The organism is Nannocystis exedens (assembly GCF_002343915.1).
GTDB lineage: Bacteria > Myxococcota_A > Polyangia > Nannocystales > Nannocystaceae > Nannocystis > Nannocystis exedens.
Window position 1 is genome coordinate 8,585,441 of record NZ_NETK01000001.1, and the last position, 15,600, is coordinate 8,601,040.

The 15,600-nt window shown below is 73.1% G+C and carries 7 protein-coding genes; 5 read left to right on the forward strand and 2 right to left on the reverse strand.

The genetic code is table 11. The features are described 5' to 3' along the window. Window positions 1–297 precede the first annotated feature (297 nt). On the reverse strand, window positions 298–903 hold the full coding sequence (locus tag NAEX_RS33710) for a TetR/AcrR family transcriptional regulator (protein WP_096331586.1): 606 nt from the start codon (window positions 901–903) through the stop codon (window positions 298–300). An 86-nt stretch (window positions 904–989) separates the two neighbouring features. On the opposite strand from NAEX_RS33710, the gene NAEX_RS33715 reads away from it, so the two are divergent. The 5 genes from NAEX_RS33715 to NAEX_RS33735 all read left to right on the forward strand — a co-directional run bounded on the left by NAEX_RS33715 (window position 990) and on the right by NAEX_RS33735 (window position 11,327). After that, on the forward strand, window positions 990–2,240 hold the full coding sequence (locus NAEX_RS33715; protein ID WP_096331587.1) for an FAD-dependent monooxygenase: 1,251 nt from the start codon (window positions 990–992) through the stop codon (window positions 2,238–2,240). A 156-nt stretch (window positions 2,241–2,396) separates the two neighbouring features. Continuing rightward, window positions 2,397–2,729: a response regulator transcription factor gene (locus NAEX_RS33720; protein WP_096331588.1), complete on the forward strand. Its 333-nt coding sequence runs from the start codon at window positions 2,397–2,399 to the stop codon at window positions 2,727–2,729. Between the two features lie 224 nt (window positions 2,730–2,953). Beyond that, the gene (locus NAEX_RS33725) at window positions 2,954–9,037 is read left to right on the forward strand and encodes an Ig-like domain-containing alpha-2-macroglobulin family protein (RefSeq protein ID WP_096331589.1); all 6,084 of its coding nucleotides are present in this window, start codon (window positions 2,954–2,956) and stop codon (window positions 9,035–9,037) included. 100 nt (window positions 9,038–9,137) lie between these two features. Continuing rightward, window positions 9,138–10,532 (forward strand): hypothetical protein, encoded by a 1,395-nt coding sequence (locus NAEX_RS33730; RefSeq protein WP_096331590.1) that lies wholly within the window; start codon window positions 9,138–9,140, stop codon window positions 10,530–10,532. Between the two features lie 444 nt (window positions 10,533–10,976). Further along, window positions 10,977–11,327, forward strand: coding sequence for a hypothetical protein (locus NAEX_RS33735; protein ID WP_096331591.1), 351 nt, complete (start codon window positions 10,977–10,979; stop codon window positions 11,325–11,327). A 177-nt stretch (window positions 11,328–11,504) separates the two neighbouring features. Here the strand turns inward: NAEX_RS33735 and NAEX_RS52400 are convergent, their stop codons facing one another. Further along, window positions 11,505–15,596, reverse strand: coding sequence for an eCIS core domain-containing protein (locus NAEX_RS52400; RefSeq protein ID WP_211302523.1), 4,092 nt, complete (start codon window positions 15,594–15,596; stop codon window positions 11,505–11,507). Between the last annotated feature and the right edge of the window lie 4 nt (window positions 15,597–15,600).

Consider the following 15,600-nt stretch of genomic DNA (forward strand, 5'->3'; position numbering starts at 1 on the left):
GGGGACGTCGGCCCGCGGACGGGCTCGCCGGCCCACGAGCCCGAACGCCGCGTGGGATCGCGCGGATGATCCGTATGTCCGATGAGACATGTCGGATCGCGCCGCGGGCGCGGTCGCGCGGCGCGGGAGCGGCGGGCGAGGACACGTCCTTCGAGACATGTCCATGGATTCCCGTCGGATCGCGGGTGCGTCTGCGCGAATGGCGATTGTCGCGCTGGATTCGCGCCGCCGCGGCGAGCTGCGCCTGGCGCCCACGAATCGTCGCTCGCGAGCGCGACGCCGCCGTCACGCGGCGACTCAGGTCGCGCGGCGCGGGCGGGAGCGCTTCGCAGCCGCGGCCTTGGCGGCTGCAGGGCGAGCCGGGGGCAGGCCGAGCGCGGCGCAGGCGGCCTCGACGGCGGCGGCCTTGATGCGCTCCATCGGCACGTCGGAGAACTCGACGGCGGTGTCGGCCATGCCGCCGATGGCGACGACGGCGCGCACGCGGGCCTCGAGCGTCGGCGCGGGACCGATGAGGAGGGCGGTGAGGCGGTGGCGCCAGGCGAACATGCGCGCGGCGAGGTCGAGCTCGGCGAGGATGCTGAGGTCGCGCACCATCATGACGATGAGGTCGCGGTGGCGCGTGAGCAGGTCGAAGTGGGCGCCGAGGAGGACGCGCGGGTCGGCCGGCGAGGCCGCCTCGAGCGCGGCGAGGTGCACCTCCATGTCGGCGACGAGCGGCTCGAACATGCTGGCCACCAGGGCCTCGCGCGAGTCGAAGTGGTAGTAGAGCGCGGGCTTGGTGATGCCGAGCCGGTCGGCGATCTGGCGCAGGCTGGTCTGCTGGACGCCCTGCTGCATGAACAGCTCGCGGGCGACCGCGTGGATCCGCGCCTTCGTGTCGGTGGGCCGGGCTCGCGTCACCGGACGAGGATATCGCCGGAAACGCCGCCGTCGCCTTGAAAGTGCCGGGCTCGCGTGCTTACCTATCGGTAAGTAAGGGAGGCGTGATGCAGAAGATCCTGATCTCCGGCGCGAGCGTCGCCGGGCCGGTATTGGCGTACTGGCTCAAGCGGTACGGGTTTCAGCCGACGGTGGTGGAGCGGGCGCCGGGGCTGCGCAAGACCGGCGGGCACGCGGTCGACCTGTTCCGGCCGGCGATGGACATCGTCGAGAAGATGGGGGTGCTGGCGGAGATCGAGGCCCGCGCGACGGGGACGGAGCACCTGACGCTGCGGCGCGACGGGGTGAAGCGGGCGGTCGAGGTGGACGTGAAGCGGATCCTGCAAACGGTGTCGCGCCGCCACTGCGAGATCATGCGCGACGAGCTCGCGGAGGTCCTCATCGGCGCGAGCCGGGGCGAGGTGGAGTACGTCTACGGCGACTCGATCGCGTCGCTGCGCCAGGACGACGCCGGGGTCGACGTGACGTTCGAGCGCGGCGCGCCGCGGCGCTTCGACCTGGTGGTCGGGGCCGACGGGCTGCATTCGAACGTGCGCCGGCTGGTGTTCGGCGAGGAGCGGCAATTCTCGCACCCCATCGGCGCCTACCTCGCGGTGGCGTCGATCCCGAACTACCTCGATCTGCGCGACCGCACGATCCTCGTCAGCGGGGTCGACCGACTGGCCGGGGTCTACAGCGCGCGGCACATGGACGACGCCCGCGTGGTGTTCCTGTTCCGCAGCCCGCGCGAGCTCGAATACCACCACCGCGACGTCGCGCGGCAGAAGCAGCTGCTGACCGAGGCGTTCGCCGGCATGGGCTGGGAGGTGCCGCGGCTGCTGGAGGAGGCCCGGCGGGCGCAGGTGTTCTACTTCGACACGATCACGCAGCTGCGGATGGACACGTGGACGCGCGGACGGGTGACGCTGGCCGGGGACGCCGGCTATTCGCCCGGGGCCGCGGTGGGCGGCAGCACGAGCCTGGCGATCGTCGGCGCCTACGTGCTGGCCGGCGAGCTGGCGGCGGCGGGCGGCGACCACGTGCGAGGCTTCCGCAACTGTGAGGAGACGCTGCAACAGTACGTGATGCACAGCCGCGCCTTCGCGCTGTCCGCGGCGCGCAAGCTGATCCCCGGCAGCCCGCTGGCGCTGTGGCTGTTCGCGCAATCGGCGTGGTTGTTCGATCGCGTGCCCGTGTCGTGGCTGCGGACGCTGGCCCGGCTCGGCCGCAGCTCGGTGCAACTCCACGACGCGTTCGTGCTCAAGGATTATGCGGACGTCGTCCGCCCGGCCGCGCCGGCCGCGGTGGCACACGCGTGATTCGCGGCCGTCGGCGGCCAATGGCGCCCGCCAGGAATGTGCAGACCTTGTCCTTTCCTTTGACGAATGTCGTCGGACAGCCGTACGCCGACGATTGGACACGGGACATGCCGCGCTTCACCGGGCCCGGCGCCGCGCGGTGAGGCTTCGGCGGCCGTGCTGGTGACGGCGAGGAACCGCCACGCCGACATGCTCGACGGATTCGCGGCCGGGGCCGACGACTTCTTGGTCAAGCCGCTGTCGAGCGTGGAGGTGGTGGCGCGCGTGCAGGCGGCCGAGCGCGCGCTGGCGCTGGCGAGCGCGACGCCCGGGCTCCCCGCGGCGCTGGCCGAGGCCCACGCCAGCCCCGGCGGCGACCTGCTGCTCCGCTGCGGCGCCGCGGTCGGGCGGGTGTTCTTCCACGCGGGTCGGGTCGCGTGGGTCCACCTGTCGCGCTCGCGCCTGCAATGGCTCGCACGCCGGCTGGTCCCCGCCGCCGCCGACGATTGATCCGGCGCGGCGCGGAGATCGGCGAGCCGTCGCATGATTCATCGCGATCGACGGCGGGCGCGAGCAGACCGTCGCCGCGCCCGGTGGGCTCGCGATCGCCGTGAGGCGCGAGGACATCCGCCGCCGCGAGGGGCCGTCGCGAGGCCGCCCAGCCGCCGCGGGCCGCCCGAAATCGCCCGACGACGGGCGTATCGGGGCCGACTGCGGGCGCATACAATCCCGCCGTGCGCCTCGGTCGTCCGCTCCGCATCGTCTGCGCCTCCAACCTGTCGCTCGCGCTGCTGACGAGCTGCCCGGCGACGAAGGGCTCGGCGGTGGTGGTGCCGGTGATCGGCGACGCGGTGGCGGTGGCGTCGGGGACGCGGGACATCGACCTGCTGAACGCGCCGCAGGACGCGCCCGAGGGGCTGGAGATCCGGCTGCGCGCGAGCGAGGAGCCGCGGCCGATCGGCGCGGTCGGGCAGCCGCCGGCCAGGGCCGAGCCGCTGCCCGAGGCGCGCGCGGCCAAGCTGCTGGCGCGGCTGCCCGCGCTGACCCAAGAGACAGGTGACAAGAGATCGTTCGCGCTGCGCGAGCAGAGCCTGCCGGCGCCGCGGCCCGGCAAGACGGTGACGCAGGCGTTCCCGCCGCCGGCCGAGGCGCCGGCGCCGGAGCGGGCCGAGGCGGGCCCGCTGGCGGTGACGCGGGCGATGCCGGAGGGCGAGGTCGAGCTGGCGCCGCACCTGTCGGTGTCGTTCTCGCAGCCGATGGTGGCGGTGACGAGCCACGCCGAGCTGGCGAAATCGAAGGTGCCGGTCGAGCTGTCGCCGCAGCCGCCGGGGACGTGGCGTTATGTCGGGGCGAAGACGGTGATGTTCGAGCCGGAGGGGCGGTTCCCGATGGCGACCGACTACCGCGTGCGGGTGCCGACGCAGACGAGGTCGAGCGTCGGCGGGGCGCTGGCGCAGGCCAAGGAGTGGACGTTCTCGACCCCGCCGCCGACGGTGCTCTGCGCGTGGCCGCAGGGCGGTCCGCACGAGCTCCAGCCGGTCATGGTGGTGCGGTTCGATCAGAAGATCGATCCGCAGGCGGTCCTCGAGGTCATCTCGGTCGACGCCGGCGGCAAGCGGGCGAGCCGGCTGGCGACGGCGGCGGAGATCGAGGCCGACGAGCGCGCGCGCCAGGAGGTCGCGGCGAGCGAGCCGGGGCGCACGGTGGCGTTCCGCACGGTCGAGCCGCTGCCGCGCGGGACCGGCGTCGCGGTGACCGTGGGGCCGGGCACCCCGTCGGCCGAGGGCCCGCGGCGCACGAAGACCGGCTACACGTTCTCGTTCGCGACCTACGGGCCGATGGTCCACACCGACGCCCAGTGCGGCTGGTACGACGAATGCCGCCCGCTGATGCCGCTGCACGTCATTTTCAGCAACGCGATCGACGCCGAGCGCTTCGACCCGAAGACGGTGCACGTCGAGCCGTCGATCCCGGGCATGAACATCAGCGCCAGCGGCAACCAGATCGTCGTCACCGGCGCGACCGCGGGCCGCACGATGTATTCGGTCACCGTCGAGGCCGGGCTGCGCGACGTGTTCGGCCAGGTGTCCGAGAAGCCAGCCGTGTCGCAGTTCACGACCACGCGCGCCGAGCCGCAGCTGCAGGGGCCGAGCCGCGACTTCCTCGTGCTCGACCCGAGCGGCGGGCCCAAGCTGTCGGTGTTCACGATCAACCGGCCGAAGCTGAAGGTGCGGCTGTACGCGGTCACGCCGGAGGACTACGGGCGCTACCTCAATTACCGGCGCGACATGGATTGCCGCGACGGGCGGCCGATCCCGCCGCCGCCGGGGCGGCTGGTGGCGACGCGGACGGTCAAGATCGACGACCGGCCCGACGCGCTGGTCGAGACGGCGATCGACCTGTCGCCGGCGCTGAAGGGCGGGCTCGGCAACGTGATCGCGTTCGTCGAGCCGCCGCGGCAGCCGCGGAGCTGCTGGGAGCGCGAGTACGTGATGGCGTGGGCGCAGGTGACCCGCATCGGCCTGACGGCGTTCGTCGATCACGGCGAGATGGTGGCGTGGACGACGAACCTGGCCGACGGGGCGCCGCTCTCCGGGGTCGACGTGAAGATCGCGCCGAGCGGCGGTTCGGGCCGCAGCGCGCCCGACGGGCTGGTGACGCTGCCGCTCGGCGATCGCGGGCAGATGCTCGTCGCCACCAAGGGCGGGGACGTCGCGTTCGTGCCCGAGAACATGTACTACTATTCGCCCGACTCGTCCGGCTGGAGCGCGTATTCGCCGTTCGACGACCTGCGATTCTACGTGGCGGAGGACCGCGGGCTGTACAAGCCGGGCGAGACGGCCAAAATCAAGGGGTGGATCCGCAGCGTCGGCGGGGGCGAGCGCGGTGACATCGGCCCGGCGGCGGTCAAGACCGTCTCGTATCAATTGTACGACCCGCGCGGCAGCGAGGTGCTGAAGGGCGAGGCGCCGGTCAACGCGGCCGGCGGGTTCGAGCTGACGCTGGCGCTGCCGGGCAATGTCAACACCGGGTCGGCGTCGCTGCGGATCGACGCGGGCGGGCGCAACCACTATCACACGCTCAAGATCGAGGAGTTCCGCCGGCCGGAGTACGAGGTGAAGGTCGAGGCGTCGCCGGGGCCGCACCTGGTCGGGACGAGCGCCGAGCTGACGCTGCGCGCCAATTACTTCTCGGGCGGCGGGCTCGCGGGCGCGGACGTCGACTGGCGCGTGCGCAGCGAGCCGGCCACGTTCACGCCGCCGGGACTCGACGAGTACAGCTTCGGCTTCACCGAGAGCTGGTATTGGTGGCGCCGCGAGGCCCGGCCGCAGGGGCGCGAGGTCATGTTCACCGGCAAGACCGACGGGGCCGGCGAGCACCGGATCCGCGCCGACTTCGTGTGGAGCCGGCCGGCGCGCGCCTACGCGGTCACGGCCGAGGGCTCGGCGCAGGACGTGAACCGCCAGAAGTGGACCGGCCGCACGCGCCTGGTGGTCCACCCGGCCGACCTCTACGTCGGGCTCAAGACGCCGCGGCCGTTCTTCAACAAGGGCGACACGTTCAGCGTCGACGCGGTGGTCGCCGACCTCGACGGCGAGCTGGTCGAGGGCCGCGCGGCGACGATCCTGGCCCAGCAATTCGAGTGGGTGCAGGAGCGCGGGCAGTGGAAGGAGAAGGTCGTCGACACCCAGACCTGCCCGATCCGCTCGAGCAAGAGCGCGTCGCGCTGCGACTTCGTGGCCCGGCGCGGCGGGACGCTGCGCCTCGAGGCGACGGTCGCCGACGACCGCGGGCGCGCCAGCGTGACGCGCACCGACGTGTGGGTCGCGGGCGGCGACACGCCGCCTTCCCGCACGATCGAGCAGGAGAAGGTCGGGCTGCTGGCCGACAAGAAGGAGTACGCGGCCGGCGACGTCGCCGAGCTGCTGGTGGTGTCACCGTGGCCGCGCGCGGAGGGGATCCTGACGATCCGCCGCTCGGGGCTGGTGCGCAGCGAGCGGTTCAAGGTCGAGGACGGGGCGGCGAAATTGCGGGTGCCGATCGAGGAGGGCCAGGTGCCGAACCTGCACGTCCACGTCGACCTGGTCGGCGCGGCCCCGCGGACCCGCGACGACGGGACGGTCGACCCGAGCCTGGCCCCGCGGCCCGCTTACGCCGCGGGCGCGGTCAACCTGCGGATCCCGCCGCGCCGGCGCACGCTGCAATTGACGGCCAAACCGCGCGACGAGGAGCTGCCGCCGGGCGCGGAGACCGTCGTCGACGTCGAGCTGAAGGACGCCGAGGGCAAGCCGGTCGCCGGCGGCGAGGTGGCGCTGGCGGTGGTCGACGAGGCGGTGCTGTCGCTGACGGGCTACAAGTGGCCCGACCCGGTGGCGACGTTCTACGTCGACCGCGACGCGGGGGTTCGCGAGCATCACCTGCGCGAGCTGCTGCTGCTGGCGCGGCCCGACCTGGCGAAGCTGCAGGCGACGGGCGCGACCGGGGGCACGCGCGACGACGGCGGCCACGACCGCGAGGTGTCGGTGTCGAAGCGGAAGACCAAGGCGAGCCCGGGCATGGCCGCGCCGGAGCCGCCGATGGCGCCAGTGGAGACCCAGCGCGAGAACGCCAAGAAGGACGAGGCCTCCGCGGAGGCCGACGACGACCGCGGCGCGCAGGAGGACTCGGCGATCGCGCTGCGGACCGACTTCAGCGCGCTGGCGCTGTTCGCCGCGGCTGTCCCGACGGACAGCAAGGGCAAGGCCCAGGTCAGGCTCAAGCTGCCTGACAACCTGACCCGCTACCGGGTGATGGCGGTCGCCGCTGGCGGCGTCAACGCGTTCGGCAGCGGCGAGGCGACGGTGACCGCCAGCCGGCCGCTGATGGTCCGGCCGTCGCCGCCGCGCTTCCTCAACTTCGGCGACAAGGTCGAGCTGCCGGTGGTGGTGCAGAACCAGGGCAAGAAGGCGCTGACGGTCGAGGTGGCGGTCCGCGCGGCCAATGCGAAGCTGACCGCAGGGACAGGTCGCAAGGTACAGGTGCCGGCCGGCGACCGGGTCGAGGTCCGGTTCCCGACCACCACCGAGATGGCCGGCACGGCGCGGTTCCAGTTCGCGGCCGCCAGCGGCAAGCACGCCGACGCGGCCGAGCTGTCGCTGCCGGTGTGGACGCCGGCGACCACCGAGGCGTTCGCGACCTACGGCGCGCTCGACGGCGGCGCCGTGGCCCAGCCGGTCCAGGCGCCGGCCGGGGTGTGGCGCGAGTTCGGCGGGCTCGAGGTGACGACGACGTCGACCGCGGTGGCCGGGCTGACCGACGCGCTGCTGTACCTGGTCCGCTACCCGTTCGACTGCGCCGAGCAGGTGTCGTCGCGGGTGATGGCGATCGCGTCGCTGCGCGACGTGCTGACCGCGTTCGCCGCCGAGGGCCTGCCGCCGCCGAAGGAGCTCGAGGCCAGCGTGCGCCAGGACCTGCTGCGCCTCGGCAAGCTGCAGAACCACGACGGCGGCTGGGGCTTCTGGCGCTGGGGCGAGCGCTCGTACCCGTACCTGTCGATCCACGTCGCCCACGCGCTGGCCCGCGCCGACGCCAAGGGATTTTCTGTCCCCAAGGACATGACCCGAAAGGCAGTCAACTACCTGCAGTCGATCCGCTACCGGATCCCCGACTCGTACGGGCCGGTCGAGAAGCAGGTGCTGCGGGCCTACGCGCTCTACACCCTGCGCCAGCTCGGGCACGGCGACCCGGCGGAGGCGCGGGCGCTGATCAAGGAGGCCGGCGGGGTCGAGAAGATGGGCATGGAGGCGGTCGCGTGGCTGTACTCGGCCCTGCAGGTGGACGCGGCCTCGGCCGCCGAGCTCGAGGCGATCCGGCGGATCGTCCGCAACCGGGCCGAGGAGACCGCGGGGGCGGCCCACTTCGTCACGTCGTACAGCGACGGCGGGCACGTGCTGCTGCACTCGGACCGGCGCGTCGACGCGTTGATGCTCGAGGCGCTGATCGCCGACCAGCCGAAGAGCGACCTGATCCCCAAGCTGGTCGAGGGGCTGCTGGCGCACCGCAAGGCCGGGCGGTGGAGCAGCACGCAGGAGAACGCGTTCGTGCTGGTGGCGCTCGACCGCTACTTCAACACCTACGAGAAGGTCGAGCCCGACTTCGTGGCCCGCGCGTGGCTCGGGCCGCGCTACGCCGGCGAGCAGAAGTTCGTCGGCCGCCAGACCGACCGCCGGCGCATCGACATCCCGATGGCCGACGTCGCCGAGATCGGGTCGGGCGACCTGATCCTGCAGAAGGAGGGCAAGGGCCGGCTGTACTACCGGATCGGCATGCGCTACGCGCCGAGCGACATGCGGATGCCGCCGACCGACCACGGGTTCGTCGTCGACCGCGCGTACGAGGCGATCGACGACCCCAAGGACGTGTCGCGCGACGCCGACGGGACGTGGCGGATCAGGGGCGGGGCGCGGGTGCGGGTGCGGCTGACGATGGTCGCGCCGACGCGGCGCTATCACGTGGCCCTGGTCGATCCGCTGCCCGCCGGCCTCGAGCCGCAGAACCCGGCGCTGATGACGACCGGCGCGCTGCCCGAGGACCCGCAGGCGATGAGCAAGCGGTCGCCCTGGTGGTGGTGGAACCGGCCGTGGTTCGAGCACCAGAACCTGCGCGACGAGCGGGCCGAGGCGTTCACGTCGATGCTGTGGGAGGGCGTCCACACGTACACGTACGTGGCGCTGGCGACGACGCCGGGCGTGTTCGTGGTGCCGCCGCCGAAGGCCGAGGAGATGTACCACCCGGAGACGTTCGGCCGCGGGTGGAGCGCCAAGGTCATCGTCGAGTGAGGAGGGGTCGCGTGCGGCGTGAGCGAGGTCGGATCGGGGTCCGATGGGGTTCGACGGCGAGGTTCACGGACTCGGCGACGCGGCGGGAAACCACCCGCGTATGACCGACATCAAGTCCGCACTCATCCTCCCGCGCCTCGGCCTCGTCGCCGGCGCGCTCGCTATCACCGGCTGCCTGGACGTCCACGGCGACCTCGGGGTCTTTACCGAGGGCGGCGTCGAGTCGAGCGGCGGCGCCGACCCCGGCGCGTCCACCGAGGGCGCGTCCGGCGACGGCGGGACCACCACGTCGGCGGGGCCCGGCGAGCCCGGCGACGGCACCGCGGTGCCGACCACCGCGGCCGACACCGAGGAGGACCCGGGCGAGCTGCTGTGCCCCGACGGCCAGCCGAGTTTGTCGCCGATGTGGACCGTGCAGTTCGAGCTCGATCCCGACACGCAGTTTCTCACCAACAACCTCGTGGCGCTCAGCGACGGCCGGATCGCCGTCGGCGCCGGCAACTGGGACGGCCTGAACACCAACGCCGGCGTGGCGTGGGTCGATTGGGACGGCGGCACCGAGGGCTGGTCGTTCGGTCCCGGCGACCCTCAAGGCTATGACCCGCACGCCCTGCGTCGCGCCGCGGACGATTCGCTGGTGGCGTTCGGCTTCACGATCGAGGGTACACAGCACCTCATGCGAATGACGCGGATCCCCGCCGACGGGTCGCCCGCGACCGTGGTCGACGCCGATCTCGGCCACGCGGTCTGGCCGCAAGACTTCGAGATCCTCGGCGACAGCGCGCTGATCATCGGTCGCGGCCCCGAGGCAGACATGCCGCCGTTCGAGCTGTGGGTGGCGCGGATCGATCTCGCCACCGGCGCGCTCGAGTGGGAGGTCGAGCTGCCGAGCGTCCACCCGGTCCTGGGCCTGCACCTCGCCGTCGGCCCGAACGGCGAGATCGTGGCGGCCCACGGTAAGGCCGGCGACCACGACGAATTCAAGGTTTGGCGGCTCGGTGACGACGGCAGCGTGCTGTGGACCACCGACCTGCTCGAGCAGCCGGTGCGCAACAACGAGCTGGTCGATCTGGTGGTCACGCCCGGCGATCAGGTGGTGGCGATCATGCAGTACGTGTGGCCGGCCGAGGTCAGGGCCCACGCGATCGGGCTGGCGCAGGGCGAGGCGCGCTGGGACACGCAGGTGGCGATGGAGGACGACTCCGGCTCGCCGGGCTTCGGCCGCGCGCTGCTCGACCCCGACGCGCTGGTGCTGCCGATCGGTCGCGGGCCGACGCCTTACTTCAAGGGGGAGAGCGCGGACCCGCTGACGGTCTCGCTGGTGCGGCTGGGCTTCGACGGCGCGATCCTCGACGACACGCCGTTGCCGCTCCCCGACTTCACCGCGGGCAGCCGGACGCTGACGCCGGCGCGCGGCGGCAAGTGCGGCGATCTGTTGCTGCTGCACGCCAACGCCGACCCCTCCAAGCACCGCCTGTGGTCGTTCGCGCCGTGAAGCGGCGCGGCGCGACTGCCGTCATTCGTCGGCGTCGAGGCGGAACACGCGGATCGGCGCGTCCAATCCGCGGACCGTGACGGGCGGCAGCGGGTGGCGAGGCCGGGGTCGTCGCCGAGCGCGGCGACCACGGCCTCGGAGGCGAGGATCCGGGTGCGGCATGGCTTGTTGAGCTGCTCGATGCGGGCGGCGAGGTCCACGGTGTCGCCGACGATCATGTACTCGCGTCGGCATCGCGGGCGCCGGACACGTGCCTGCGGCGAACCAGGCGCGGCGCGGGCCCCTACACTGCCGGCAGACGACGCCGGACGCTGCCCGTCGACGCGGGCGGCCGGGCTCGACGGAGGGCGCGAGGCTCGTGGCGCACCGGTCGCGCGAACCGGGCCGGGCTCGCTTGTCGCGGACGCGAGGTCGTTCATGGTCGGGCGAAGGAGGAGCGCAGCCATGCCACGAGGTGCGAGCCCGAAGCGCGAGCGCGAGTACGAGGCGCTGAAGCGGGAGTTCAAACAGGAGGGCCGCTACGAGGGCCGCGAGGAGGAGGTGGCGGCGCGGATCGTCAACAAGCAGCGGCGCGAGTACGGCGAGACGAAGGCGGCCCGGGCGAAGGACCGCGCCGGCCGCTCGCCCGACCGCGGCCTGGCGATCGCGGACTACGAGCAGCTCACGGTGCCCCAGATCGCCCGCCAGCTCGACGACCTCGACCGCAAGGAGCTGCGGGAGGTCCGCCGCTACGAGCAGCAGCACAAGGCGCGCAAGGGCGTGCTCACGGCGGTCGAGCGCAAGCTGGCGGCTTGACGGCATGGTGTCTCTGGAGACATGTTTGAATGGACATGTCTCAAGAGACAGCAATTACGGCGGTCTGACGCGGCGTCGGCGGGCGAGCCGCGGCGTGGCCTCGCCGATCGTGCGAGGGGCGGAGGTGTGGCGCTCGCCGGCGACCGATCCGGTTCGTCGCAAGCCCTGCGCGCGCCGTCAATCGACGAGCACGAAGTCCGCGTTCTTGATCGGTCGCAGCGGCCTCACCTTTGGCGGTGGGGTCCCCAGCGCCTCCGCGATCCGCACCGCCATCTCGTGCGCCGCCTTGCTGAGCTGGCGCATCGCGGGATCCTCGGAGCGGCGGGAGACCTCGACCGGCTTCTTGAGGATCAGGCTGGCGATGAGCCGGTGGTGGCCGTCGGTCAGCTCGTTGTTGACGACCGACGGCTGCGCGTCCGGCTCGCCGGCCTCGATCCGCTTCATGTAGTAAAGGACCCGGCTGCGCGACAGCTCGAGCTGCTTCGACAGGTACGGCAGCTGCTTGCAGGCCGCGACGATCTTGGCGTCCAGGTCCGCCCGCTCCCTGGGGCTGAGCTTGACCGGCGGCGGTCTGTCTTCGCTGCGCTGCGCGTCGGCCGATCGCGCGGGCTGCTGGCGCGGCTGCGACGGGGCGGGTGCTTCCTTCGGAGGTGGCGGCGACGCGCCCCGGGAGCGTTGCGGCTGGGGGGTGGGTTGTCGCGGCGGGGGGTTTTGCTCGAGATTGGCGAGCTTCTCGCCCGCCCTCCGGAAGGCATCGCGGGCTTCTTCGGCGGCGGAGCGCGACGGCTGTCCGGCCTTGTCCGCGGGCGCTGCGGCGCGCGGCGGCGGGCCGCGGCGACGGGACGACTCGACGTGCCGGACCTCGATGCCCCTCGGGCCCGACGCGGCGGGCGCCGGACCGCGCGGCGGCAGGGAGCGGAAGTCGATGGCCTCGAGCCAGAGGCCGGGCGGCAGCACGAGAGTCGGGCGCTGCCAGCGAGACCGCAGGTGCTCGCGGCCGGCGACGGGTGTGCCTTGCTCGTGGTGGCCGAGCCGGGCGGCGGCGTCGCGGATCAACGCGCTGCGATCCGAGAGCGGGAGAGCCGGCATGTGAATCGCCCCGCGCAGGCTGGCCTGCGTCTCCTCGTGGAGCGGATGGACCTTGTCGGCGACGAAGGCCTCGTAGTGGCCGCCCTCGTGGCCGGTCGCGGCGCGTGGCGAGAGCGCGGCGTTGGCCCGGTGCTCCAGCGGGACGCCGGCGGGGTCCCGGGCCGGCGCGAGGTTGTAGCCGAGGTTGATCCGCCGGAGCTGGGTGGGGCTGCCGTCCGTCTCGTGGATCCACGCGGTCGGATGATCCATGTTCGCGGTGAACTCGGGCGGCGCGACCCCTCGCTTTTCCCAGTACGCGGCCATGGCGTCCGCCTGCTGCCAGGCCTCCGCCCGCTCGTCGGCCGTCGGCTCCCGGCGGTACGTCGCCCTGGGTGGTCTACCGTTCTCGCCTTCGACCCCGCGCTCCACGGTGAGGTCGCGCGCGGCCGGCGGTTCGCCGCCGGCGTCTGCGCGACGTGCCGGGGCGGCGCCCTCGTGCATCTCGGCGACGAGCGGCGCGCCCTCGTGGTACACGAGCTGCGGCGCGCCGGGACGCATCCCGCTGGTCAGCAGCGCTTCGCCGAGGCGCGCCGCCTTGTCGACGATGGTGCGGCCCATCGTGCCGAACGCCGCGGCCTCCGACGCGTCCGGCGCCCGGCCGGGGTCTCGCCATTGGTGCGGCTCGGCCCGGAAGGTCTGATCGATCGCTTTGCGGTTGGCGACGGTGCCCTGAATCGCCCCGAGCGCCGAATAGGCGATGTGCATCGCGGCGCCGTGGAGGGCGCGCTGGGCCCGCTCGTCGGCGGTGAGCCAGCGCGGCTTGCCGGCGATGATGGCGTCGAGCCCGGGGCCGGACAGGTCCATGCCCGTGGTGACCTCGAGCGCGGCCTTGGCCAGCATGATGCGGCCGGCGTAATGCGCCACCTTGGCGAACGGACCGCCCGCCGGGAGGCCGTTCAAGATCGCCTCCAGGCGCTCGCCGACGCTCAGCTCGCGCCCCGTCTCGGAGTAGGCGTCGCGCAGGCGCATGCTCCGACCGGTCAAGGCTTCGAGGGCGCTGATCGCCGTGCTCATGTACGGCAGGCTGCGCGAGAGGTCCTCGAAGAAAGCGACGGCGGGGGTGAGCGTCACGGTCTTGGTGATCGAGACGCGCTTGCCGGCGACGTCGACGATCTCCTCGGTGACCTGCCCGACGCCGCCGTTCAGGCCGAGCTGCTCGTACGAATAGAGCTTGTAGCCCTGGAGGATCCCGCGCTCGTCGGTGACCTCGTTGGGCAAGCTGCCGTGTTTGTCGAGGTGCTCGCGCTCCCACGACGACAGCTGATCCCGCGACCGCCCGCGACGCAAGATCTCGCGCATCTCCTTGACGCTCAGCCCCTCCTCGAAGCCCGGGAACAGCCGCGCGAACTGCTGGCGGAGCGCGGCGTCCTCGGCGTCCTGCCGGGCCTCCTGGGCCATGTTGGGCCGCCACGGAGCGTCGAATCCGCCGGCCTTCATGGCGGCGGCGTGGGCGTTCAGGATCGTCCGCCAGCGCCGCGCCTCGGGGCTGTCCTGCCCGTGGTGCATGGCGGCCCACGCGGCCTCCTTCGTCGCCAGCTCGAGCAGGTCGCCCTGGTGCGCTCGCACCTGGGCGTTGATCTGCCGCGCGACCGCGTCGTCGTCGGCGAGGTCGTGACCGGCGAGGGCGGCCCACTCGCGGGCCTCCTGCTTCTCGGCGGCGGAGCTGGTCGCGCCGGGCTCGACGCGGTGGGCCATGATCCGCGCCTGCTCCTCGGCGAAGCCCCGCGCCTGCGCCCGCTTGCCCTGGACGTACAGGCGCTCCTCGATGCGGGCCCGGTTGCGGGCCTCCCATTGCTGCAGCGCCGACATGTGCGGCTTGGGGCGGTCGTTCTGCTCGTCCCACGGCTTCTCCAGCTCGCGGTCGACCCACGTGTCGTCGGCCTCCCGGTCGCTGAGGACGACGCCGCCGGCCAGGTACCCCTCCTTGATGCTCTCGCGGTCGAGCTCCATCAGCCGCCGGACCTCGGTCCAGTACTGCTTCTCCGCCCGCTTCTGCGCGAACTGCTGGTACCCCTCGGTCCGCATCAGCGCGGCGACCTTGTCCTCGTCGGCGAGGTCGGCGGCGTAGAGGAACGCGAGGTTGGTGCCGAACTCCTCGTCCTGGGCCGCCAGGTACGCCTCGACCTTCTGACGGTCGGCCTCCTTGCGCGCGAGCTCCTCGGCGGTCGTCTGCCTGAGCTGGACGGTCTCCTTCGGGTTGGTGGTCGCGGTGTAACGCGGCGGCAGCTTGATCTTGTAGGTGCCGCGGGCGTCGGTGAGGCGGCTGGTCTCGTGCAGCTTGGCCTCGACCTTGGCGGCCTCGAGCGACTCGCCCTTCGGCGGCGTGATCTCGGCGAGGCCGGCGACGATGCGCCCCGTCTTGTCGACGCGGACGACGCGGAGCTTGTGCTTCGCGCGGTCCTCGATCACCTCGATGCGATCGCCGGCGGCGTCGGCCCGGGGCTGCCGCATGATCACGGGCGAGGCGCCGCGGACGGCCCGACGCGGGCGAGCGGCCGGACGCGCGGGCGCGGGAGCCGGGGCGGTGGGCGAAAGTGACAGTGGGCCGGCGGCGACGCGCTGGGCGGCGAGGTCGGCCTCCTGCTCGAGCGCGTCGTGCGGGTCGCCGATCGCCCGCCCCGGGAGGGTGCCCGGACGCAGGCCTCGCGCGTGCTGCTCGACGTGCTTGAGCTCGTGCACGAGCAGCCGCAAGCCCTCGGGGGTGTGCGGGGCGTACTCGCCGGCGGCGAACGAGATGTCGTGCTCGACCGTCAGCGCGCGGGCCCCGAGCTCGCGCGCCGTCGCGGCGGCCTGCTCGTCGGTGTGGATCCGTACGGCCTCGAGGTCGACGGCGACGACCCCGGCGAGCGCGCTCCGCAGCGGGGCGGGGATCGGCGCGCCGCCCTCGGGCAGGGACAGGGCGCGCTGCTCGGCGTCGCGGCCGGGCTCGCCGGCGAAGCCCTCGACGGGCTGGCGGAACACGACCCGCTCGGGCGGCGCTCGATCGGGCACGAGCCGCGAGAATTGATGATTCCCGAGCGCGCGCTGGAGGGCCAGGGCGCGGCGCGGATCGACCCGCGCCGCGCCCTCGCCGAAGAGCGCGGCTCTGCCGGCGAAGGCCTCGTGCGCGCCGATCCGGTCCGCTTCGGCTTGGGTCCTCACGTCG

Bases quoted from the DNA above. Each gene is read 5' to 3' on its own strand.
- NAEX_RS33730 (WP_096331590.1), top strand. From the start codon at position 9,138: ATGACCGACATCAAGTCCGCACTCATCCTCCCGCGCCTCGGCCTCGTC.
- NAEX_RS33715 (WP_096331587.1), top strand. From the start codon at position 990: ATGCAGAAGATCCTGATCTCCGGCGCGAGCGTCGCCGGGCCGGTATTG.
- NAEX_RS33735 (WP_096331591.1), top strand. From the start codon at position 10,977: ATGCCACGAGGTGCGAGCCCGAAGCGCGAGCGCGAGTACGAGGCGCTG.